At 68.4% G+C, this 21573-nt stretch carries 20 protein-coding genes; all 20 read right to left on the bottom strand.

What is annotated here, in order from left to right:
* Window positions 1-47: 47 nt before the first annotated feature.
* The 20 genes from O9Y01_RS00925 to O9Y01_RS01020 all read right to left on the bottom strand — a co-directional run bounded on the left by O9Y01_RS00925 (window position 48) and on the right by O9Y01_RS01020 (window position 21481).
* Window positions 48-569 (bottom strand): phosphoribosyltransferase, encoded by a 522-nt coding sequence (locus O9Y01_RS00925; RefSeq protein ID WP_183102684.1) that lies wholly within the window; start codon window positions 567-569, stop codon window positions 48-50.
* Window positions 570-609: 40 nt separating this feature from the next.
* A complete protein-coding gene (locus O9Y01_RS00930; protein ID WP_430765617.1) occupies window positions 610-1953 on the bottom strand; it encodes an adenylosuccinate synthase in 1344 nt (447 codons plus the stop codon).
* Window positions 1954-1985: 32 nt separating this feature from the next.
* Window positions 1986-3149 (bottom strand): ATP phosphoribosyltransferase regulatory subunit, encoded by a 1164-nt coding sequence (locus O9Y01_RS00935; protein WP_269629618.1) that lies wholly within the window; start codon window positions 3147-3149, stop codon window positions 1986-1988.
* A 132-nt stretch (window positions 3150-3281) separates the two neighbouring features.
* On the bottom strand, window positions 3282-3470 hold the full coding sequence (locus O9Y01_RS00940) for a DUF2065 domain-containing protein (RefSeq protein WP_269629619.1): 189 nt from the start codon (window positions 3468-3470) through the stop codon (window positions 3282-3284).
* A 37-nt stretch (window positions 3471-3507) separates the two neighbouring features.
* Window positions 3508-4404, bottom strand: coding sequence for a protease modulator HflC (hflC, locus tag O9Y01_RS00945; protein WP_269629620.1), 897 nt, complete (start codon window positions 4402-4404; stop codon window positions 3508-3510).
* A 12-nt stretch (window positions 4405-4416) separates the two neighbouring features.
* Window positions 4417-5694: an FtsH protease activity modulator HflK gene (hflK, locus tag O9Y01_RS00950; protein WP_442952689.1), complete on the bottom strand. Its 1278-nt coding sequence runs from the start codon at window positions 5692-5694 to the stop codon at window positions 4417-4419.
* Entirely contained in the window at window positions 5691-6989 is a 1299-nt protein-coding gene (hflX, locus tag O9Y01_RS00955; RefSeq protein WP_269629621.1) for a GTPase HflX, read from the bottom strand. Before hflX ends, hflK begins: the two co-directional genes overlap by 4 nt.
* A gap of 45 nt (window positions 6990-7034) precedes the next feature.
* Window positions 7035-7283 carry an RNA chaperone Hfq gene (hfq, locus tag O9Y01_RS00960; RefSeq protein WP_269629622.1) on the bottom strand — a complete coding sequence of 83 codons (249 nt, stop codon included), beginning with the start codon at window positions 7281-7283 and terminating at the stop codon, window positions 7035-7037.
* A 78-nt stretch (window positions 7284-7361) separates the two neighbouring features.
* Entirely contained in the window at window positions 7362-8699 is a 1338-nt protein-coding gene (der, locus tag O9Y01_RS00965; RefSeq protein ID WP_269630518.1) for a ribosome biogenesis GTPase Der, read from the bottom strand.
* A gap of 50 nt (window positions 8700-8749) precedes the next feature.
* On the bottom strand, window positions 8750-9886 hold the full coding sequence (gene bamB, locus O9Y01_RS00970; protein WP_269629623.1) for an outer membrane protein assembly factor BamB: 1137 nt from the start codon (window positions 9884-9886) through the stop codon (window positions 8750-8752).
* A 2-nt stretch (window positions 9887-9888) separates the two neighbouring features.
* A complete protein-coding gene (locus tag O9Y01_RS00975) occupies window positions 9889-10584 on the bottom strand; it encodes a YfgM family protein (protein WP_269629624.1) in 696 nt (231 codons plus the stop codon).
* 39 nt (window positions 10585-10623) lie between these two features.
* Window positions 10624-11919, bottom strand: coding sequence for a histidine--tRNA ligase (gene hisS / locus O9Y01_RS00980; RefSeq protein WP_269629625.1), 1296 nt, complete (start codon window positions 11917-11919; stop codon window positions 10624-10626).
* Between the two features lie 19 nt (window positions 11920-11938).
* Complete coding sequence (ispG, locus tag O9Y01_RS00985; protein WP_269629626.1) at window positions 11939-13234, bottom strand: flavodoxin-dependent (E)-4-hydroxy-3-methylbut-2-enyl-diphosphate synthase; 1296 nt, start codon at window positions 13232-13234, stop codon at window positions 11939-11941.
* A 46-nt stretch (window positions 13235-13280) separates the two neighbouring features.
* Complete coding sequence (locus tag O9Y01_RS00990; RefSeq protein WP_269629627.1) at window positions 13281-14285, bottom strand: helix-turn-helix domain-containing protein; 1005 nt, start codon at window positions 14283-14285, stop codon at window positions 13281-13283.
* Window positions 14278-15060, bottom strand: coding sequence for a type IV pilus biogenesis/stability protein PilW (gene pilW / locus O9Y01_RS00995; RefSeq protein WP_269629628.1), 783 nt, complete (start codon window positions 15058-15060; stop codon window positions 14278-14280). Before pilW ends, O9Y01_RS00990 begins: the two co-directional genes overlap by 8 nt.
* Window positions 15061-15134: 74 nt before the next feature.
* Window positions 15135-16313, bottom strand: a complete 1179-nt coding sequence (gene rlmN / locus O9Y01_RS01000; RefSeq protein WP_269629629.1) for a 23S rRNA (adenine(2503)-C(2))-methyltransferase RlmN — start codon at window positions 16311-16313, stop codon at window positions 15135-15137.
* Window positions 16314-16523: 210 nt separating this feature from the next.
* Window positions 16524-16949, bottom strand: coding sequence for a nucleoside-diphosphate kinase (gene ndk / locus O9Y01_RS01005; RefSeq protein ID WP_183104816.1), 426 nt, complete (start codon window positions 16947-16949; stop codon window positions 16524-16526).
* 153 nt (window positions 16950-17102) lie between these two features.
* Window positions 17103-19142 (bottom strand): 23S rRNA pseudouridine(2605) synthase RluB, encoded by a 2040-nt coding sequence (rluB, locus tag O9Y01_RS01010; protein WP_269629630.1) that lies wholly within the window; start codon window positions 19140-19142, stop codon window positions 17103-17105.
* Entirely contained in the window at window positions 19139-20065 is a 927-nt protein-coding gene (gene scpB / locus O9Y01_RS01015) for an SMC-Scp complex subunit ScpB (RefSeq protein WP_269629631.1), read from the bottom strand. The genes rluB and scpB overlap by 4 nt, the downstream gene beginning before the upstream one ends.
* A 375-nt stretch (window positions 20066-20440) precedes the next feature.
* Entirely contained in the window at window positions 20441-21481 is a 1041-nt protein-coding gene (locus tag O9Y01_RS01020) for an RluA family pseudouridine synthase (RefSeq protein ID WP_269629632.1), read from the bottom strand.
* Between the last annotated feature and the right edge of the window lie 92 nt (window positions 21482-21573).

Raw genomic sequence — 21573 nt, forward strand, 5'->3', positions numbered from 1 at the left:
TGCTTCGCGAGCGGATGATGGCAGGTGTCGCGATCAGGGAGGCTCCGTCAGACCGAGAACTTCTTCGCCAGCGCGTCGGGGCGCATGTCGTCGTAGATCTCGAAAGGCTGGTGAATCCAGGGGCTGGTCTCCAGCATCTCGACGTAGTAATCCGGCGTGTAGGTCGAGACCGACTTGGTCCAGATCACTGCCGAGCGCAGCTCCTTCACGGCAGGCATGCCGCGCAGGCGCTCCACCACAGCCTTCAGCGTGACGCCGGAATCGGCCAGATCGTCCACCAGCAGCACACGGCCGGCCAGTTCGCCCTTGGGCATGGTGATGTACTTGGCGATGTCCAGGCGGCCCTGGATGGTGCCGGCTTCCGCACGGTAGGAGCTGGTGGACATGATGCCCAGCGGCTTGTCGAAGACGCGGGACAGCACGTCACCCGGACGCACGCCGCCGCGGGCCAGGCACAGGATCTGGTCGAACTCCCAGCCCGAGGCATGCACCTTGAGCGCCAGGCGCTCAGTCAGCAGATGGTATTCGTCCCAGGACACGTACAGGTGCTTGCCGTCGTCGGTCAACATAGATGCATACTCCAAATTCGATGTGATCGTTGAGAGGGACTCAGCCCTGGTAGGGGTGGCGCAGCAGGATGGTGTGCTCGCGGTCCGGGCCCGTGGACACCATGTCGATGGGCGCGCCAATGACCTCCTGCACGCGCTCCAGGTAGCGGCGGGCATTCAGCGGCAGCGCATCCCAGTTCGTGACGCCGAAGGTGCTCTCGGTCCAGCCGGGGAACGTCTCGTAGATGGGCTTGCAGGCCACGATCTCGTCGGCGTCCAGGGGCAGGATGTCGACCTGCTGGCCGTTGAGCTCATAGCCCACGCACATCTGGATTTCCTTGAGACCGTCCAGCACGTCCAGCTTGGTCAGGCACAGGCCCGTGATGCCGTTGATGATGATGGAGCGCTTCAGCGCGGCGGCGTCCAGCCAGCCGCAGCGGCGGGCGCGGCCCGTCACGGTGCCACGCTCCTGGCCCACGGTCGACAGGTGATAGCCGACGGTACCTTCCTTCTCCCACTCCAGCTCGGTCGGGAACGGGCCCGAGCCGACGCGCGTGGTGTAGGCCTTGGTGATGCCCAGCATGTAGTGCAGCATCTGCGGGCCCACCCCGGCACCGGCGGCGGCATTGCCGGCCACGCAGTTGCTGGAGGTGACGTAGGGATAGGTGCCGTGGTCGATGTCCAGCAGCGTGCCCTGTGCGCCTTCGAACAGGATGTTCTGGCCGGCCTTGTGGGCCTTGTGCAGCATGTAGCCGACGTCAGCCAGCATGGGCTTGACCTGCTCGGCAAGCGCCATGGCCTTGTCGAAGATGGGCTGGAATTCCAGGGCGCTGGCGTTGAGGTAGCCGGTCAGCGCGTGGTTGTGCAGGTCCAGCAGCTCGCGCAGCTTCTTGGCGAAGCGCTCGGGGTGCTTCAGGTCCTGCAGGCGCAGGGCGCGGCGCGCCACCTTGTCCTCGTAGGCCGGGCCGATGCCCTTGCCCGTGGTGCCGATCTTGCCGCTGCCGCTGCTTTCGCGCAGGGCCTCGCGGGCCTTGTCCACTTCCACGTGGAAAGGCAGGATCATCGGGCAGGATTCGCTGATGTAGAGGCGCGAGCGCACGTCCACGCCGGCCTTCTCCAGGCGCTCGATCTCGGACACCAGATGGGCCGGATCCACCACCACGCCGTTGCCGATGTAGCAGGCCACGCCGTCGCGCATGATGCCCGAGGGGATCAGCTGCAGGGCCGTCTTCACGCCCTTGATCACCAGCGTGTGGCCGGCGTTGTGGCCGCCCTGGAAGCGCACCACGCCTTGCGCGTGGTCGGTCATCCAGTCGACGACCTTGCCCTTGCCTTCGTCACCCCACTGGGTGCCCACAACGACCACATTACGGCCGCGCGCGATCTCACTGTGCATGATGCTCATCCAATGAAAAGTATTCAGATTGGCGGGCCGCGTCAACGCGCGCGCACCACCCATTGCCCGCCAACGCTGACCAGCTCGCGGTCGCAGTCGAATTCGTCGTTCTCGTGTTCATGCCCGGGCAGGACGCAGACCACGGTTTCCCCCTGCTCACGCAAGGCGCGCACGGCGGCGCGAAGAGAGGCATCCTCGCCCCAGGGAGCGCGCACGGCCGCACGCAGGGGCGTGACCGGGCACAGCGCCACCAGGGCCTTGAGGTCCAGGCTGAAGCCCACGGCCGGGCGGCGGCGGCCGAAGACGGCCCCCACCTCGTCGTAGCGGCCACCGCGCAGGATGGCGTCGCTGCAACCGGCCGCATACAGCGCGAAGCGCATGCCGCTGTAGTAGGCGTAGCCGCGCAGATCGGCCAGATCGAAGCCCAGGCGAAGGTCCGGATGGCACTGGCGCAGATGGCTGGAGAGCCAGCGCAGATCGTCCAGGGCCGCACGGATCAGCGGATGGTCGGGCAGCTGCTCGCGGGCGAGGTCCAGCACTTCCATACCGCCATAGAGGCCGATGAGGCTCTGCAGGCCGCGAGACACCGCCTCGGGCATGCCGGCCGTGGCCTGGGCCAGGCTGGCCGCATCCTTGGCGGCCAGGGCGGCAACGATGGCCTCCAGCGTGTCCGCCGGCGGCTTCAGCTCGCCCAGCACGCCCTGCACCAGGCGGGCATCGCCCAGGTCCAGGGTGATGTCCGTCAGGCCGGCCTTGTGCAGGGTGGCGATGGCCAGCTCCTGCACTTCCAGATCGGCTTCCAGGCCGGCATGGCCGTAGATCTCGACCCCGAACTGCAGCGGCTCGCGGCTGCCATGCAGGCCTTCGGGGCGCGTGTGCACCACGGGACCGCAGTAGCACAGGCGGGTCACGCCGGCGCGGTTCAGCAGGTGGGCGTCGATGCGGGCGACCTGAGGGGTGGTGTCCGCGCGCAGGCCAAGGCTGCGGCCGGACAACTGGTCGACGAGCTTGAAGGTCTTGAGGTCCAGTTCACGACCCGTACCGGTGAGCAGCGACTCCAGGTGCTCCAGCATGGGAGGCATCACCAGTTCGCAGCCGTAGGTCCGCGCCAGATCCAGGAGATCACGCCGGAGTTCTTCGATACGGCGAGCCTGGGAGGGCAAGACGTCAGCAATGTGCTCGGGCAGCAGCCAAGCAGAGGCCATGGACGTTTTCTGGGGGGGTTAAAAACGGCATTGTACCGGGAAGTCCCCGCGCGGCGAACAGGCGGAGCCTACGTGAGGCGCAAACGCGGCTCACGTGTGGAGGGCAGCACGGGCCGGGCCCGGCCGTCGAGCTCAGCGCATCAGCGCCAGCCCCAGCAGCCCGCCGGCCACGCAGGCCAGGCCGACAAAGCGGATCTGGCCGTCGCTCAGCACCAGCATGCGCTGGAAGAGTGCCCGCCAGCGCCCGGGGCTCAGCAGCGGCATGAGCCCCTCGAAGACCAGCATCAGCGCCAGGGCCGTCCAGAGGACGTCCAGGCTCATGCCAGCGGCCCCGGCGTGGCGCGAGGAAGGTGCCCGATCACTTGCGTGCCGGCGCCGCGGGCGCGCCGGTGGGGGCGCCGCGCATGGCCTTGAAGAAGTCGGTGTTGGGGTCCAGGACCATCACGCCGTTCTTGTTCTTCCAGACCGCGCGATAGGCCTCCAGCGAGCGGTAGAACTGCGCAAATTGCGGATCGCGGCCGAAGGCCTCTGCATAGATGGCCGAGGCCTTGGCGTCGCCCTCGCCCATGATCAGCTGGGCATCGCGGTAGGCTTCCGCCAGGATGACTTCGCGCTGGCGATCGGCGTCGGCGCGGATCTTCTCGGCTTCGGCATTGCCGGTGGCGCGCCATTCATTGGCCACGCGCTTGCGCTCGGATTCCATGCGGCGGTAGACGGCGTCCGTGATGTTGGCGGCGAAGTCCACACGCTTGATGCGCACGTCCATGATCTCGATGCCGAACTGCTTGGCCTCCTCGACCAGGCGGCGGCGCACGTCCTGCATGACCTTGTCGCGCTCGGTGGCCAGCACGGCACGGACGTCACGCTTGGTGACCTCCTCGTTCAGGGCCGCCTGCACGATGGGGCTCAGGCGGGCATCCACGCTGCGCATGTTGTTGCCGCTGTTGCGGATGAACTGGCGCGGGTCGGTCACGCGCCATTTGACCAGCCAGTCGATGACCAGGCTCTTCTTCTCTGCAGTGAAGATGGGGCGCGGATCCGGGTTGTCCAGGGTCTGCACACGGCGATCCAGGAAGACCACATTCTGGAAGGGCGGCGGCAGCTTGAACTTCAGGCCGGGCTCGTTGACGACTTCCTTGATCTCGCCCAGGGCGTAGACCACGGCGAACTGGCGCTGGTCAACGACGTACATGGTCGAGCTCAGGACCATGAAGGCGACCAGGGCGCCCAGCACGATGCTAGTGATTCGATTCATCTGTGCGCTCCCTCAACGGCCTTCGCGATTGCGCAGGGCATCGCGGTTGCGGTCCACCGGCGCCACGGTCGCGGGCGCGGGCTCGACGGTCACCGGCACGGGCGAGCTGCTCGTGACGTTGGAACCGTTCTGCTGGATCAGCTTGTCCAGGGGCAGGTACAGCAGGTTGGAGCCACTGCGGCTGTCCACCATCACCTTGGTGACGTCGCCGTAGATCTGCTGCATGGTGTCGATGTAGATGCGGTCGCGGGTCACGGCCGGCGCCTTCTGGTACTCGACCAGCACCGACTTGAAGCGCTGCGCATCACCCTCGGCACGAGCAATCACGCGGGAACGGTAGCCCTCGGCCTCCTGGCGCAGGCGCGCGGCCTTGCCCTGGGCTTCGGGGATTACGTTGTTGGCGTAGGCCTCGCCCTCGTTCTTGAGCTGTTCCTTGTTCTGACCGGCCTTGAAGGCGTCGTCAAAGGCCGCCTGCACCTGCTCGGGCGCCTGCACGCTGCCGACGTTGACGTTCTTGATCACGATGCCGGCCTTGAGCCGGTCCAGCTGGGCCTGCACCGACTTGCCCAGTTCGGCAGCGATGGCGTCGCGCTGCTCGTACAGCACAGAGTCCATATTGGACTTGCCCACGATCTCGCGCACGGCGGACTCGGCGGCCTGGCGCACGGCGTCGTCGGGCTCGCGGTTCTCGAAGAGGTAGTCGCGGGCGTCCTTGAGCAGGTACTGCACCGTGAAGCGGATGTCCACGATGTTCTCGTCCTGCGTCAGCATGGAGGAGTCGCGCAGGCCCGTGCCCGTCACGGTGGTCTGGCGGCCCACCTCGACCGAGCGCAGCTGCGTCACGGCCACGGTCTCATGCGCCTGGAAGGGATACGGGAGGCGCCACTGGAAGCCGGCGTCGACCGTCTTGCTGTATTTGCCGAAGGTGGTGATGACCGCCTGCTCGCCTTCCTGCACGGTGAAGAAGCCGCTGCCCAGCCAGGCCAGGACCACCACGCCGCCGATCAGGCCCATGCCTACGCCGGCACTGCGCATGTCGGGGCCGGAGCCGCCACCGCCGCCCTGCGGCTCGGGGCCGCCGCGGCCGCCGAAGAAGCCGGAGAGCTTGCGGTTGAAGTCGCGCCAGAGCTCGTCGAGGTCCGGCGGGCCGTCATTGCGGCCGTTGTTGAGCAGCGCGGCGTCGCGGCGTGCGCGCGGCAGCATCAGGGCACGCAGCAAGGCAGCTGCGGCAACAGCGGTCTCTCGCAGCGTGGGGGCGCCAGGGGCGCGCTCAGCGTGATTCATGCTCATGCCTGTTCGTTGGAATGGGGCGCCGGGCCATTGTCCACGGCTTTGCCCTCGTTGTTCGAAGCCGGACCGGACTCCGACCAGGACCCTTCGTCTTCATGTGGCGGCTTGGCCAGGGAAATCAAGCGCGGGTCATGCGCGGGCTCCGGGGTCAGGCCTTGCTCGCGCATGGCGGTGACGATCTGGGCCCGCAGCAGGTCCAGGCCCTCGCCGCTGATGGCGCTGACGAAGATGCGCGGCACGCGCTGGCCATTGGGCCGCTCCATCCAGTCCACGGGCTGGCGCGGGCGCTGGGTGTCCTCGAGCTTGTCCAGCTTGTTGTAGACCAGCAGCTGCGGAATGCCGGCGGCGTCGATTTCCTCGAGCACGCGCTCGACCTCCACCATCTGCTCATCCAGCACCGGCGAGGCGGCATCGACCACATGCAGCAGCAGGTCCGCATCGGCCGCTTCCTGCAGCGTGGCCTGGAAGGCCTCCACCAGCTTGTGCGGCAGGTCGCGGATGAAGCCCACGGTGTCGGACAGCGACACGCTGGCCGCCGCTTCCTCCAGGTACAGCGAGCGCGTGGTGGTGTCCAGGGTCGCAAAGAGCTGGTCGGCCGCGTAGGTGCGGGCCTTCACCAGCGCATTGAAGAGCGTGGACTTGCCGGCATTGGTATAGCCGACCAGGGAGACGCGGAACACGCCGTTGCGCGCACGGGCGCGGCGCTGGGTGCTGCGCTGGCGCTGCACCTTCTTGAGCCGCTCCTTGATGCTCTTGATGCGGTCATCGATCATGCGGCGATCCAGCTCGATCTGGGCCTCGCCAGGGCCGCCGCGCATGCCGATGCCGCCGCTCTGGCGCTCCAGGTGGCTCCAGCGGCGCACCAGGCGTGAAGCCAGGTACTGCAGCCGGGCCAGCTCGACCTGCAGCTTGCCCTCGTGGCTCTTGGCCCGGGCCGCGAAGATCTCCAGGATCAGGGCTGTGCGATCTGCGACCGGCACGCCGAGCACCCGCTCGAGATTGCGTTGCTGCGCCGGCGAAATGGCCTGGTCGAAGAGCACCGTGTGGGCGCCGTGGGCCTGCACCAGCAGCTTGATCTCGTCGGCCTTGCCGGAGCCCACGAAGAGCGCGGCGTCTGGCGCCTGGCGCTTGGCGGTCACCCGGGCCACGGGCGTGTCACCGGCGGACTCGGCCAGCAGCGCGAGCTCGTCCAGGGAGGGATCGAAGGGGGCGCCGCGTCCGAAATCGACACCCACAAGAATGGCGCGCGCCGCCTCTGAGGGCGGCGTCGCGGCGGAATGGCTTGAAGAACTCAAGGTTGGTGGAGGCCGTCACGGGCGGAGCCGCGACGGCGAGTCCTCTCAGGCAGCGTTGTTGTCAGCGCTGTCGTTGGCGTGGAAGTTCACGGCGCGGCCGGGAACCACCGTGGAAATGGCGTGCTTGTAGACCATCTGAGTGACCGTATTGCGCAGCAGCACGACGTACTGGTCAAAGGACTCGATATGGCCCTGCAGCTTGATGCCGTTGACCAGGTAGATGGACACCGGCACATGCTCCTTGCGCAGGAGGTTCAGGAAGGGGTCTTGCAGGAGTTGTCCTTTGTTGCTCACGATATGCTCCGTGTTGTGAGAGGGGGGGAAGAGAGAACTGCACCTTAACACAGCCGCGGGTTTCCCCGCGCCTGGCATTCAGTCATCCTTGTCCAGGAATGGATTCTTGGATGAGCGCATCTCGATGCGCAGGGGCGTACCCGTGAGCTTGTAATGGGCGCGGATGCGGCCTTCCAGATAGCGCTTGTAGGCATCGGAGACGCTGTCCAGCGCATTGCCGTGGATCACCACGATGGGCGGGTTCATGCCGCCCTGGTGCGCGTAGCGCAGCTTGGGCCGCGAGACACCCGAGCGCTGCGGCTGCTGGTGCTGCACGGCCTCCTGGATCAGGCGGGTGAGCACCGGCGTGGTCATCTTCTTGTAGGCCGAGGAGTAGGCATCGGCCAGCGCGTTCCACAGCGGGCCCAGGCCCTGGCGCTTCAGCGCCGAGATCTTCAGCGTGGGCGCGAACTTGAGGAAGGAGAGGCGCGACTCGATGGAGCGCTCCAGCATCTCGCGCTGGTAGCTGTCCACGGCATCCCACTTGTTGATCGCGACGACCACGGCGCGTCCACTGTCCAGGATGTAGCCCGCGATGTGGGCGTCCTGGTCGGTCACGCCCTGCGTGGCGTCGATCAGCAGCAGCACGACGTTGGCGTCGGCGATGGCCTGCAGGGTCTTGACCACCGAGAACTTCTCGATGGCCTCGAAGACCTTGCCCTTGCGGCGCAGCCCGGCGGTGTCGATCAGCTTGAACTTCTGGCCTTGGCGTTCGAAGTCCACCGAGATGGCATCGCGCGTGGTGCCCGGCATGTCGAAGGCCACGAGGCGCTCCTCGCCCAGCCAGGTGTTGATCAGCGTGCTCTTGCCGACATTGGGACGCCCGGCGACGGCCAGGCGAATGACCTGTTCTTCCTCGGCGCCCTGCTCTTCCTCGTCGCCGTAGTCGAAGCCCTCGAGCACGGCTTCCAGCATGCTGCGGATGCCCTGGCCGTGAGCCGCGGAGATGGGATGGGGCTCCCCCATGCCCAGCTCGTGGAACTCGCCCAGCAGGGGCGACTCGCTCATGCCCTCGGCCTTGTTGACGGCCAGGAACACGCGCTTGTTGCAGCTGCGCAGGTAGCGGGCGATGTCCTGATCCTGGGCGGACAGGCCCAGGCGGATGTCGACGACGAAGACGACCGCATCCGCCTCGGCCACGGCCTGGCGGGTCTGCTTGGCCATTTCCTTGACGATGCCGGTGGAGCTGTCGGGCTCGAAGCCGCCGGTGTCGATGACGATGAAGTCGCGGTCACCGAGACGGCCATCGCCATAGTGCCGGTCGCGCGTCAGGCCGGCGAAGTCGGCCACGATGGCGTCACGGCTCTTGGTCAGCCGGTTGAACAGCGTGGACTTGCCCACATTGGGGCGGCCCACCAGGGCGATCACGGGTTTCATCATGTTCTTGTTCTTCTTTCAAAGACGGGAGGCGCCACAGGCGCGCGGCCTCATTGGGGCCGCAGCGCGAAGAGGCCTCCGTTGCGGGTCACGACCAGGACGGTATTGCCGGCCGCCACCGGCGCGGCCACGATGGCCGAGCCGTCGGTGGGCAGGCGCAACTGGGTCTTGCCGGTGTCGCGGTTGAGGAAATGGACCTGGCCTTCGAAGTCGCCCACCACCACGCTCTGGCCCAGGACCAGGGGGGCGGACAGCTTGCGGTTCAGGAACTGCTCGGCATTCCAGAGCACGTCGCCATTGCTGGTGCGCCAGGCCGTCAGGCGGTCGGAGGCGTCGGCGCCCACGATGGCCTGGGCATCGCCGCCCACGCCCATCACGCCACCGACGTTGCGGGTCCAGGTGGTGGAACCACGCTCGGCGTTGATGCAGCTGACGGCCGACTGGAAGCCGCGGGCGCACAGCAGCTCGCCGGTGCGCACCAGGGGGCCGACCACATCCGCCAGGCGCTCGACTTCGTTGGTGCCGCGCGGGTTGGCCACGCTGGCCTCCCATCGCACGGTGCCGCGCAGCGGGTCGACGCCGGCCAGGCGCGAGCCCTGCCCGACCACCAGGGTGTCCTTGTAGCTGCCGATGGCACCGGGCTGCAGCAGCGTCAGGGGATCACCAGGACGACGCAGCTCGAAGAGCTTGCGGCCGTCAAGGGCGTCGAAGGCCAGCACGGCACGGTCGACCGTGAGCACGAAGATGCGCTCGCCAGCCACCAGAGGTGCCGTCAGGATGGGCACGGACAGGGGCTTGCGCCACAGGGTCTTGCCCTCGTCCAGCGAGATCAGCTCGTTGTCGCGGGTGACGACGGCGGCATAGCGGCCATCGCTGCCCACGCCCGCGGCCAGCTTCTCCTTGAGATTGGCACGCCAGACCGCACTGCCGTCGGCCGCCTTGAGGCGCTGCACGGTGCCATTGCCGTCGGCGATGACAAAGCTGTCAGACAGCGCGACGACGTTCAGCCCGAAGCGGACGCTGTCCATGCGCTGCTGCCACACCACCTTGCCGGCGATGCTGGGCGTCACGGCTTCCAGCGGGGCCGGCTTGGCGTCCTTGGAATTGGAGAACAGCGAGCAGGCCGACAGCAGGGCCGGCAGGGTCGCCAGCAGCAGGCCGCGACGGAGGACTTGCAGGGACTTCATGCTCACTTGCCGGACTCCTTGCCCGATTCCTTGCCGGCCTCCGCTGCCGTTTCTTCCGGCACGGCGGCGCCCAGGCTGGCGAGCTTGGCCTCGACCAGCTGGCGGTAGTCCAGGGTCTTGTCCATGGCCTGATAGGCCTTCAGGTATTCGGCCTTGGCCACCTCGGGCTTGGACTGCAGCACGGCGATATCACCGCGGCGGTCGGCCACCAGGGCGGAGAAGTCGGGGGTCTTCACCGCGTCCAGGGTCTTGCCGGCTTCATCGAGCTGCTTGGCGTCGATCTGCAGTCCGGCCAGGCGCAGGCGTGCCAGGTCTTGATAGAGCGCGTCTCCGGCATTCTGGGCCGCCCAGGCCAGGGTGGCGCGGGCACCGTCGTCGTTCTGCTTGTCGTGCTGCAGGCGGGCCTGCAGCAGCGCGCCCTGCGCGGCAGCCACGGTCGAAGGGAAACGCTCCTTCAGCACGGCGAAGGCGGCCGTGGCCTTGTCCACGTCACCGGCTTCCACCTGGTTGGACAGCTGCTCGTACAGGGCCGAGGCCTTGGCGCCCTGATCCCGCTGCCACCAGTTCCAGCCCACCCAGGAGGCATAGGCCAGCAGCACGGCCGTCAGGCCCCAGCTGATGAGGTTGCCCCATTGCTTCCAGAAGGCCTTGAGCGCTTCCAGTTGTTCCTGTTCTTCCAGATCGAGATGCGACGCCATTGCTTTTGTTCGGTAGGGAATGGGGTGAGTGAGCCGCGATTATGCGTTGCGGAGTTCGTGGGCCCAGGAAGCCACCTCGGCCAGCTTGCGGCTGGACTGGGCCTGGCCTTCCTCGCGCAGGGGCTTGAGGCCCACTTCGCCGCGAGCCAGTTCGTCCTCGCCGAAGATCAGCGCCAGGCGGGCGCCGCTGGCATCGGCCTTCTTGAACTGGGACTTCATGCTGCCCTGCCCCGGGTGCAGCACCACCGAGACTCCGGCCGCGCGCAGCGCCTCGAGCGCCTGCATGACCTGGCCCAGCCCCTGGGCGGAGGGGACGATGGCATAGGCATCGGGCGTGGGCAGGTCCATCTCGGTGCCCAGGGTTTCCAGCAGCAGCAGCAGGCGCTCCAGGCCCAGGCCGAAGCCCACGGCCGGCGTGGCCTTGCCGCCGAGCTGCTCGATCAGGCCGTCGTAGCGGCCGCCCGCACAGATGGTGCCCTGGGCGCCCAGCTTGTCGGTGACCCACTCGAAGACGGTGAGGTTGTAGTAGTCCAGGCCGCGCACCAGGCGCGGGTTGATGCGGTACTGCAGGCCCACGGCATCCAGCAGCGCCTTCACGCCGTTGAAGTGGGCCAGCGAAGCTTCACCCAGGAAATCCAGCAGCTTGGGCGCGGCCTCGGCCATGGCCTGCATGGCGGGGTTCTTGGTGTCCAGCACACGCAGCGGGTTGCTGTACATGCGGCGCTTCGCTTCCTCGTCCAGCACGTCCTGGTGCTGTTCCAGGTAGGCGATCAGGGCCTCGCGGTGGGCCTTGCGCTCCTCGGACTGGCCCAGGCAGTTGATCTCCAGCACCACGTCACGGCCCTCGACCAGCCCCAGCTCGCGCCACAGGGTGCGGGCCAGCAGGATGACCTCGGCGTCCACATCGGGGCCGGCGAAGCCCAGGGCCTCGACACCCATCTGGTGGAACTGGCGGTAGCGCCCCTTCTGCGGGCGCTCGTGGCGGAACATCTGGCCGAAGTAGTAGAGGCGCTTGCCACCCTCGCGCAGGAAGCTGTGCTCGACCATGGCCCGCACCACGCCGGCCGTGCCCTCGGGGCGCAGGGCGAGCTGGTCGCCGTTCATCTTGTCCTCGAAGGCGTACATCTCCTTCTCGACGATGTCGGTCACCTCGCCGATGCCGCGCACGAACAGGGCCGTGGGCTCCACGACGGGCGTGCGCACGTTCTGGTAGCCGTAGCGCTGCAGCACGCTGCGCATCTTGGCCTCCAGCCACTCCCAGCGCGCCGACTCCGGCGGCAGGATGTCGTTCATGCCCTTCACGGCCTGGAGGGGCTGCTTCTTCTGATCACTCATGGACTCTCTCGCGGCAGGCTCAGGCGTTCTGAGCGCCGAAACGTTTTTCGATGTAGTTCTCGACCAGGGTCTGGAACTCGGTGGCGATGCCCTCCCCGCGCAGGGTCAGGGCCTTCTCGCCATCGATGAACACGGGCGCCGCAGGTGCCTCGCCGGTGCCGGGCAGGCTGATGCCGATGTCGGCATGCTTGCTCTCGCCGGGGCCGTTGACGATGCAGCCCATCACGGCCACCTTCATGTTCTCCACGCCGGGGTACTTGGCGCGCCAGATGGGCATCTGGGCGCGCAGGTAGTCGTCGATCTGCTTGGCCAGCTCCTGGAAGGTCGTGCTGGTGGTGCGGCCGCAGCCCGGGCAGGCCGTGACGCTGGGATTGAAGGCACGCAGGCCCAGGGACTGCAGGATCTCCAGCGCCACCACCACCTCCTGGGTGCGGGACTCGCCGGGCTGGGGCGTCAGCGAGACACGGATGGTGTCGCCGATGCCCTCCTGCAGCAGGATGGACAGGGCCGTGGCCGATGCCACCGTGCCCTTGGTGCCCATGCCGGCCTCGGTCAGGCCCAGGTGCAGGGCGTAGTCGCAGCGCTGGCTGAGTGCGCGGTAGACCGAGATGAGGTCCTGCACACCGCTGACCTTGCAGCTGATGATGATGTTGTCCGGGTTCATGCCCAGCTCGCGGGCATAGCCGGCGGAGCTCAGGGCCGACTGGATCAGCGCCTGGTACATCACCTGCTGACCGTCCCAGGGGGCGGCGCGGCGGGCGTTGTCGTCCATCATCTGGGCGAGCAGCTCCTGGTCCAGGCTGCCCCAGTTGACGCCGATGCGCACGACCTTGTCGTACTTCATCGCGGCCTCGATCATCTGGGCGAACTGGCGGTCCTTCTTGTCGCCCTTGCCCACGTTGCCGGGGTTGATGCGGTACTTGGACAGGGCCTGGGCCATGGCCGGATGCTCGGTCAGCAGGCGATGGCCGTTGTAGTGGAAGTCTCCGACCAGCGGCACGTCGATGCCCATGCGGTCCAGCTGCTCGCGGATGTGCGGCACGGCCTCGGCGGCTTCCGGCGTGTTGACGGTGATGCGCACCAGCTCCGAGCCGGCCACGGCCAGCTCCTTGACCTGGATGGCGGTTTCGATGACGTCCACGGTGTCCGTGTTGGTCATGGACTGCACACGCACCGGCGCATCGCCGCCGATGGTCACGACGCGGTCGCCCCAGCGCACGCGGGCCTGGCGGCTGCGGCGTGCAGCCGGCCTGGCGGCCGCGATGGCGTCGAGGCTGTCAGGCGTTTCGGACGGGGTCGTCGGGGTCACACTCATCACTTCTTTCAGCTGGTTCTATTCGGCCGGCATCTGGCGCGCCCGCTCAGGGCAGCTCCAGGCGTGCCACGTTGTCACGGGAGCGGGCCTGCAGGTCCACGGCCGCGCCACGCAGGCTCAGGTGGGTGCCGGACACATTGCCCACGCGCAGCTTGACGGGCGTCTGCACCTGCAGATCGGCCACCTCGCCGGCGCGCATCAGGCGGGAATACTGGACCTGGCCCCGGGCGTCGACCACCTCGACCCAGCTGTCGGCGCTGGCACGCAGCACCAGCGGCGCAAGGCCGGCCGTGGCCACGGCGGGCGTCGGGGCCGCGGACGCGGCGGCCGGCCGGGCTTGCTCGACGGGCGCAGCGGCGGGCGAGGATGCAGGAGCAGGAGCAGGAACGACCTGGGCAGGCGCTACCGCCACCGCAGGCGCCATCGGGACGGACGCTGCCGAGGCCGGGGCGCTTTCGAGCGGGGCTGAGGCCAGGGGCGCGGGCGTCAGGGTGGGCAGCATCACCGTCGAGGCGGCATCGGCAACCTGCGAAGGCGGCGGCCCGAAGGCGGGCTCGCTCGCCGCCGGAGCCGCGGCCGTGCGCCAGCGCGAGGCCAGGTCGGCCGGCATCAGGTACACCGCCGCCGCCGCCGCGAGCAGCCCCAGGGGGGCCAGCACCACCGGCTTGCGCAGCACGGCCAGGCTCACGCCTTCACCGCCCAGGGCCTGGGGCCTGAAGGGCTGGTTCAGGCCCTTGCTGACCCGTTCCAGGCCGGGCTCCGTGCTTGCCGGCAGCAGCTTGAGGACCTCGGCGGGATCGACCTTCAGCACGCGGCAGACGGCCTTGGCCAGGGCGCGGGCGAAGGTGGCATCGGGCAGTTCGTCGAGCCGATCGGCCTCCAGCGCCTCCAGGCGCGCCTGAGGCACCTTGAGCGTGGCGGCAAGAAAGCCGATGTGCATGCCGGCGGCCTCGCGCAAGGCCTTGAGTCGGGCGCCTGCCGTCGTCGGCTCGGCTCGCCTGAGGCCCAGGCCCGCGGCATCCTGCTCGGGGAACACCTGACCGTCAGTCATCGAAGCGCCCTTCCCGCAGACGCTGGGTCTCCGCCGCATCGGTGAAGCGGCGACGCAGCTGCTGCCCGAGGTCTTCCACGGCCACGCCGTTGTTGAGCTTGCGCTCGATGCGCAGCTCCAGCCACAGGCTCTGCGCATTGACCAGCTCGGCCTGCGCATTGATGCGACGTGCGTAGAAGCGGGCGCGCTCGTACTGCTGCTGGTGGTAGAGCACCTCGGCCAGGTTCAGGGACACGGCGGGATTGGCCGGGTCCAGCTCGAAGGCCTTGGACAGGCTGTGCTCGGCGGCCGGCCACTCACCGTTGCGGGCCTCGCAGACACCACGCGCCAGCAGGGAGCGGCTCGCGCCGCGGTAGTTGGGCAAGGCCAGGGCCTGCTCGAAGAGGGCGCGCGAGGCCACCCAGCGGCCTTGCTGGCAGAGGAACCAGGCGTAGTTGTGCATGGCATCGCCGTCGCCGGAGGCCGTGGCGATGGCGCGCTTGAAGCCCTCCTCCGCCATGGACGTCTCGCCCATCGCGGCATAGACCAGATTGCGCAGGTTGATGGCCTCGCGCTGCTCCGGCTTCAGGGCCAGGGCCAGCTTGATCTCGTCCAGGGCCGTGGAGTACTGACCGCGAGCGAAGTAGCCCGTCGCCAGCTCCACGCGCACCGCGGCCCGGCGGTCCAGATCGGTGCGGTCGCTTTCCGTCTTGGGTTCGGCCGAGCTGCCCGAGCCCGTGCTGGCGCACCCAGGCAACAGCAGCGCCGCCGAAAGCGCCAGGAGCCCTTGCAGCATCAGGGGGCGCAGAAGGGGGCGGGGTTTCTGAAACACGATCGCTGGCGTCATCATGGAGGGAGCGTAGCTCGGGATCAGGAAGTGGGCTGCCCCGGCGCGGAGCTCGCGCCATCGGCAGGACGGTCGGCCGCATTCTTCACCACAACCACTGGCCGCACCATGCGTAGATGCGCGCGGGTGCGATCTTGCACCTCTCCGGCCAGCTGGCCGCAGGCGGCGTCGATGTCATCGCCGCGGGTCTTGCGCACGGTGGTGACGATGCCCGCCCGGATCAGCACCTCGGCAAAGGCCTGCACGCGCTCCTTGGGACTGCGCTTGAGGCCGGACGCCGGGAAGGGATTGAAGGGGATCAGGTTGAGCTTGCACGGCACCTTGCCCTTGAGCAGGCGCACCAGCTCCTCGGCCTGCTCGGGCGTGTCATTCACGTGGTCGAGCATGCAGTACTCGAAGGTGATGAAGTCGCGCGGCGCGGCGTCCAGGTAGCGATTGCAGGCCGCCAGCAGCTCGGCGATGGGGTACTTCTTGTTCAGCGGCACCAGCTGGTCGCGCAGCGGGTCGCTGGGCGCGTGCAGGGACACGGCCATGGCGACGGGGCAGTCCTCGCGCAGACGGTCCATCATGGGCACGACGCCGGAGGTGGAGACAGTGACCCGGCGGCGCGAAAGCCCGTAGCCGTGGTCGTCCAGCATGACCTTGAGCGCCGGCACCAGCGCAGCGTAGTTCTGCAGCGGCTCGCCCATGCCCATCATCACCACATTGCTGATGACGCGGTCCGGCGTGTTGAGGCGCACGCGCAGGTGATGCTCGGCAAACCACAGCTGGGCCAGGATCTCCCAGGTCTCGAGATTGCGGCTGAAGCCCTGGTGGCCCGTGGAGCAGAAACGGCAGCCCACGGCGCAGCCGGCCTGGCTGGACACGCACAGCGTGCCGCGGTCGTCCTCGGGGATGAACACCGCCTCGACGGCATTGCCCTGCCCCACATCGAACAGCCACTTGATCGTGCCATCGGCGGAGGCCTGCTCGGAAATTACCGGCAGCGCCTGGATGTGGGCGCGGGTGGCCAGCTTGTCCCGCAGGGACTTGGCCAGGTCGGACATCTGCGCGAAGTCAGACGCCCCTTTTTGATGGATCCAGCGGAAGAGCTGGGTCGCGCGAAAGCGCTTCTCCCCCAGCTGCTCGCAGTACGCGGCCAAGCCTTCGAGATCGAACCCGAGCAGGTTCGTGAGTCCGGGTGGATTGACCGCGTCGTTCATGGTCTTGCCTCTCAAGGAGTCGCCAGGGCCGCCCGGCATGACCTGACCCCGAGGGACAGGACCGCCGGCGGCAGGCCCGTGGGCGTTCTTCATTCAAATGCCGACCGCCCCAGGCACTGCACAAGGCAGCACGGCCGCGTTGACGGCCTCCTGAGGCGGCTTTGTTGCGACTCGCCCCTTGAGGCTCGCTGCAAGAGGCTTTGGCGCGATTTAGCGGCTGTAGACGTTCATGCCGGGGAAGAAGAAGGCAATTTCCACAGCGGCGGTTTCGGGGGCGTCAGAGCCGTGCACGGCGTTGGCGTCGATGCTGTCGGCGAAGTCGGCGCGGATGGTGCCCTTCTCGGCCTTCTTCGGGTCGGTGGCGCCCATCAGGTCGCGGTTCTTCAGGATGGCGCCTTCGCCTTCCAGAGCCTGGATCATCACCGGGCCGGAGATCATGAAGTTCACCAGGTCGTTGAAGAAGGGACGGGCCTTGTGCACGGCGTAGAAGGCTTCGGCTTCGCCGCGCGACAGGTGGACCATCTTGGCGGCGATGACCTTCAGGCCGGCGCCTTCAAAGCGCGAGTAGATCTGGCCGATGACGTTCTTGGCCACGGCATCGGGCTTGATGATGGAAAGGGTGCGTTCGATGGCCATTTTTTTCTCCTGGAATCTGAGGCTTGGCAAAGCCGATGATTGTACTGCGTGAACGTGATGGGGCGGTGTCCGCCCCTATTGACTCTTGTGACCGTTTGCCTGGGCGCCCCTGCGCTGGGTCAAGCGCGCCCGGCAACCGGTCTCGCGAGGAGCTCAGCGGCGACCGCGGCCACCGCCGCCACCGCCACCTCCGCGACCACCCCGGCCGCCGCCGCCGCCGCCGCGGCGATGGAAGGCATCGGCGCCGATGTAGCCGACCGAGGTCTGCATGGGATCCGGCTCGCGGGGACCGCCGCCACCCTTCTTGCCTCCGCGCGGACCGTGATCCACGGGATCGGGCGCGCTGCCGCCACGGCCGAAGCCTTGCGGGATGCCGCGGGACTTCCCGCTGGCAAAGCGACGGTCGAAGGTCTGCTCCAGCGGGTTGATGTTGCGCGGGATGAAGTCGTCATCTTCGTCATCGCCGCGGTCGCGGGAACGCTCCTGGGCACGCGGCTGCTCGACGAAGCGCTCCTTGCGCTCCGGACGCGGCTGCTGCGCCTCCTGCGGGCGGCTGGGACGCGGCCCCGTGCCCTGGGCGCGATCGCCACGGCGCTTGCCGTTCTTGCGATCACGTTGCTGCGGCGGCTGATTGCGATCTCCGCCACGCTCGGCGCGCTCCTCGCGCGGGCCGCCGGCCAGGCGGCGGATCACCCGCACGTCGCCATCTTCCAGCTCGACCCACACGCCGCGCTTGAGGCCGCGCGGCAGCACCACGGTGCCGTAGCGGATGCGGATCAGGCGGCTGACGGTCAGGCCCACGGCATCGAAGAGCTTGCGCACTTCGCGGTTGCGGCCTTCGGTGATGATGACGCGGTACCAGTGGTTCACGCCCTCGCCGCCGCCGTCCTCGATGCTCTTGAAGCTGGCCGATTGGCCTTCGATGTCGACACCGGACAGCAGCTTGGCGCGCTGTTCCTCGTTGAGAGTGCCCAGCACGCGCACGGCGTACTCGCGCTCCACGCCGAAGCGCGGGTGCATCAGCTGGTTGGCCAGCTCACCGGAGTTGGTGAACAGCAGCAGGCCTTCGGTGTTGAGGTCCAGGCGACCGACCGACTGCCACTTGCCCTGGTGCAGCTTGGGCAGGCGGCGGAAGACGGTCGGGCGGCCTTCCGGGTCGTTGTGGGTGACGACCTCGCCCGCGGGCTTGTGATAGGCAATGATGCGAGGCGCCGGCGGCTGGATGCGCACCTTGATGGGCTTGCCGTTGACGGCCACGCGGTCCCCGAAGGAGATGCGCTGGCCGATGTGGGCCACCTCGCCGTTCACGGAGATCTTGCCCTCGGCGATCATGTCCTCGATGTCGCGGCGCGAGCCGATGCCGGCCTGGGCCAGCACCTTCTGCAGCTTGGGCGCATCCAGCTCGGGAGCCAGCACGCGCTTGGTCTCCTGGCTGGCGACTTCCTCGACAGGCACCACTTCCTCGCCGTCATAGGCGCCGGACAGCAGCTCGGCAAAGCGCTCGCCAGCCTGGGCCATCAGCTCTTCGGCCACGGGCTCGCCACGGCCGGCTTCGGCGTCGGTGCCCTCACCTTCGGCACCCAGGGTGAACACGGCTTCGACAGGGCGCGCCGGGCGCTCGGCACCGCGATCACCACGCTCGGCACCACGCTCACCATCGCGCTCACGGCGACCCCGGCGGCGGTTGCGACGACCACGGCCTTCCTCGCCGGCATCGCCTGCATCACCCTCGTCGGCGGCCGAAGCCTGTGCCGCGGATTCACCCTCGGCGGGGGCCGCGGGCGCTGCCTCGGCCTGCTCGCGGGCGGCGGGCTCGGCAGCCTGGGCCGGCACAGCGTCAGCGGCATCCACGACCGCCTCTGCAGCGTCGGCCTTGGCGGCCTTGGTCGACTTGCGGGGCGCGCGCGCCTTGACCGGCTTGGCCTCTTCGGCTGCGGGCTCGGCAGCGGGGGCTTCCGGCGCGGCCATCACCTCAGCGGCCTGGTCAGCCACCACGGCCTTCTTGGCGGCCGTCTTGCGCGGCGCTCGCGGCTTGGGCGCCGGAGCCTCGCCTGCGGGCTCGGCCACTTCCGGCGCGGCCACCTCGGCGGCGGCCTTGCTGCGTGCGGGAGCTCGGCGGCGCTTGGGCGCCTCGGCTTCGGGATTCATCGCGCCCGCGCCTTCGGCGGCCGGATCGGTGTCATGGGCATTCATGCGTCAGCTTGCACCTTGTCATTCACATCGGGATGCTGAGCTTGCTGCGGCACCAGGGCCTCGGGCTCAGCGGGGAAGGCGGCGACTTCGGTCACCACCTCGGCGGCGTCACCGGGGACGCCTTCTTCTGCTTGCACTGCTTGTTCGTCTGATTCAATCGCTTCGGCCAGGACCTCGGGCCCGTCGGCAGACTCGGGCAGCGGCCGTTCGGCCGCGGCCTGCGCCTCGTCCGCCGGCACGCCTGCCCCAGCCTCGGACGGAGCCTCTTCCAGGGCATCCGAGGCTCCAGCCTCGGACGGCATCGGTGCCAGGCCAGCCTCCGGATCGGCCCCCGCCCCCTGCGGGGCCGGCTCCGACTCCAGCAGCGAACCCTGCCCTTCCAGCGCCTCCGCCAGGGCCGCGCCGGGCTCGCCGGCCGCCTCCAGGGCGGGCAGCTGGGACAGGCTTTCCAGCCCCAGGTCGTCCAGGAACTGCTGCGTGGTGGCATACAGCGCTGGTCGGCCCGGCGCCTCACGGTGGCCCACCACCTCGATCCAGTTGCGGTCTTCCAGCTGCTTGACGATCTGCGTGGACACCACGACGCCGCGGATGTCCTCGATGTCGCCGCGCGTCACCGGTTGACGATAGGCAATGATGGCCAGGGTCTCCATCACCGCCCGCGAATAACGCTGCGGCTTCTCCGGATGCATGCGATCCAGGAACTCGCGCATCTCGGGCCTGCTCTGGAAGCGCCAGCCGCTGGCAATGGCCACCAGCTCGACGCCGCGGCCCTCCCAATCGCGGGCCAGCTCGTCCAGCAGCATGCGCAGGCTGTCCGCGCCGATCTCGTCGGCGAAGAGGCTGCGCAGATCCTTGATCGTGAGGGGCTGCTGCGCACAGATGAGCGCGGTCTCCAGGACTCGCTTGGCTTCCTGCGTGTTCATCGCGTGTGTCGGCAGCACCTGCTCATCGAGCCGGCCATGGTGTTCAACAGTGTTCTAACGGAGGGCCTGGGGCCCGGGGGCAAACATCAGCTCATGCCGCTGTAGCAGGTCCCGGATGTGCGGCAGGCGGTGCGCGGCGGCGAAGGCCGCCTCCACATCTGGCGCATTCAGGAACATGGTCAGTCCAGCAACTCGGACGGCGAAACTCTCTCTCGCCCTCAGGCGCCGATCGCCCCTCACGGACGATCACCAGCCACCTGCTCGAAATGGGTCAGACCCTACCGGATCCCGCGCATTGCCCTGCAAGGCGCCGGACCGAGGGCTGTTCACCCAAGCTCTGCGCGCACATTGTACCCTGCCCGCCGCACCTGCCCCTCAGAGAGCCGGCGCAGGGAATCCCGCACGCTGCCAGGCCTGGGCAAGATCCGCAGGCAGCGGCGCCAGGAGGACCATCGCCGCCCCCGTCATGGGATGCTCGAAACTCAGCTTGGCCGCGTGCAGCGCCTGGCGCTCCAGGCCCAGGGCGGGCGCGCCGCCGTACAAGGCATCGGCCACCAGGGCATAGCCCTTCCAGGACAGGTGGACGCGGATCTGATGGGTGCGGCCGGTATGCAGCACGCAGTGCACCGCGCTCATCCAGGGCGAGTCTGGCGTGTGGGCCAGCGGGAAGACATCGGTCTGCGCCGGCTTGCCGCCGGGCACCACCGCCATCTTGACGCGCGATGCCGGGTCTCGCCGCATCGGCGCATCGACGTGCAGCGGCGCGGTCAGGCGACCGTGGCACAGGGCCAGGTACTCGCGATGCACCTGGCGGTCGGCGATCATGCGGGACAGCGCGACAGTCGCCTCCAGCGTCTTGCCCACGACCATCAGGCCCGAGGTGTCCTTGTCGAGCCGGTGGACGATGCCCGCGCGCGGCAGCTGCGCCGCCTGGGCGTGGTGTGCCAGCAGGCCGTTCATCAGCGTGCCGGACCAGTTGCCCGGCGCCGGGTGCACGACCAGGCCCACCGGCTTGTTGACGACCATCAGGTGCGCATCCTCGTACAGGATGTCCAGCGCCATGGGCTCGGCGCGGAAGGCCTGGCTTTCCTCGGTGGGCTGAAGCTCCACACGCACCCGCTGGCCCGCCAGCACCTTGCGCGAGGCCGTGTTCTGCACCTGGCCCTGCACACTCACCAGCCCGCGCTCGATCAGGCCCTGCAGATGGCTGCGCGAGAACTCCGGCGCCATGCCGACGACGAATTTGTCCAGCCGCTGCCCCTGAGCCTCGCGCTCCACGCGCGACTCACGGACCTCCACCTCCGAGGCGCCCGCATCCTCCGGCGCATCGCCCTCAGGATCGAGGGCATCGATACCGGGTTCGATGCCGGGTTCGATACCGGGCGTGGCTTTCAGGTCCACCAAAGCCTGAACCATATAATCGGCGCTCCTTTTTCAGATGGGCTGGCGCCTGAGCGCCTGGCCAATGGACCATGATGGATTTCCTGGGGAAGCGTCACCCGACGCAG

The sequence above is a fragment of the Pelomonas sp. BJYL3 genome (assembly GCF_027257975.1).
Lineage (GTDB): Bacteria > Pseudomonadota > Gammaproteobacteria > Burkholderiales > Burkholderiaceae_C > Roseateles_B > Roseateles_B flavus.

Excerpts from the sequence above, each read along its gene's own strand:
- O9Y01_RS00925 (WP_183102684.1), bottom strand. The coding sequence starts at position 569 with ATGTTGACCGACGACGGCAAGCACCTGTACGTGTCCTGGGACGAATAC.
- O9Y01_RS00930 (WP_430765617.1), bottom strand. The coding sequence starts at position 1,953 with ATGAGCATCATGCACAGTGAGATCGCGCGCGGCCGTAATGTGGTCGTT.
- O9Y01_RS00935 (WP_269629618.1), bottom strand. The coding sequence starts at position 3,149 with ATGGCCTCTGCTTGGCTGCTGCCCGAGCACATTGCTGACGTCTTGCCC.
- O9Y01_RS00940 (WP_269629619.1), bottom strand. The coding sequence starts at position 3,470 with ATGAGCCTGGACGTCCTCTGGACGGCCCTGGCGCTGATGCTGGTCTTC.
- hflC (WP_269629620.1), bottom strand. The coding sequence starts at position 4,404 with ATGAATCGAATCACTAGCATCGTGCTGGGCGCCCTGGTCGCCTTCATG.
- hflK (WP_442952689.1), bottom strand. The coding sequence starts at position 5,694 with ATGAGCATGAATCACGCTGAGCGCGCCCCTGGCGCCCCCACGCTGCGA.
- der (WP_269630518.1), bottom strand. The coding sequence starts at position 8,699 with ATGAAACCCGTGATCGCCCTGGTGGGCCGCCCCAATGTGGGCAAGTCC.
- bamB (WP_269629623.1), bottom strand. The coding sequence starts at position 9,886 with ATGAAGTCCCTGCAAGTCCTCCGTCGCGGCCTGCTGCTGGCGACCCTG.
- O9Y01_RS00975 (WP_269629624.1), bottom strand. The coding sequence starts at position 10,584 with ATGGCGTCGCATCTCGATCTGGAAGAACAGGAACAACTGGAAGCGCTC.
- hisS (WP_269629625.1), bottom strand. The coding sequence starts at position 11,919 with ATGAGTGATCAGAAGAAGCAGCCCCTCCAGGCCGTGAAGGGCATGAAC.
- ispG (WP_269629626.1), bottom strand. The coding sequence starts at position 13,234 with ATGAGTGTGACCCCGACGACCCCGTCCGAAACGCCTGACAGCCTCGAC.
- O9Y01_RS00990 (WP_269629627.1), bottom strand. The coding sequence starts at position 14,285 with ATGACTGACGGTCAGGTGTTCCCCGAGCAGGATGCCGCGGGCCTGGGC.
- pilW (WP_269629628.1), bottom strand. The coding sequence starts at position 15,060 with ATGCTGCAAGGGCTCCTGGCGCTTTCGGCGGCGCTGCTGTTGCCTGGG.
- rlmN (WP_269629629.1), bottom strand. The coding sequence starts at position 16,313 with ATGAACGACGCGGTCAATCCACCCGGACTCACGAACCTGCTCGGGTTC.
- ndk (WP_183104816.1), bottom strand. The coding sequence starts at position 16,949 with ATGGCCATCGAACGCACCCTTTCCATCATCAAGCCCGATGCCGTGGCC.
- rluB (WP_269629630.1), bottom strand. The coding sequence starts at position 19,142 with ATGAATGCCCATGACACCGATCCGGCCGCCGAAGGCGCGGGCGCGATG.
- scpB (WP_269629631.1), bottom strand. The coding sequence starts at position 20,065 with ATGAACACGCAGGAAGCCAAGCGAGTCCTGGAGACCGCGCTCATCTGT.
- O9Y01_RS01020 (WP_269629632.1), bottom strand. The coding sequence starts at position 21,481 with ATGGTTCAGGCTTTGGTGGACCTGAAAGCCACGCCCGGTATCGAACCC.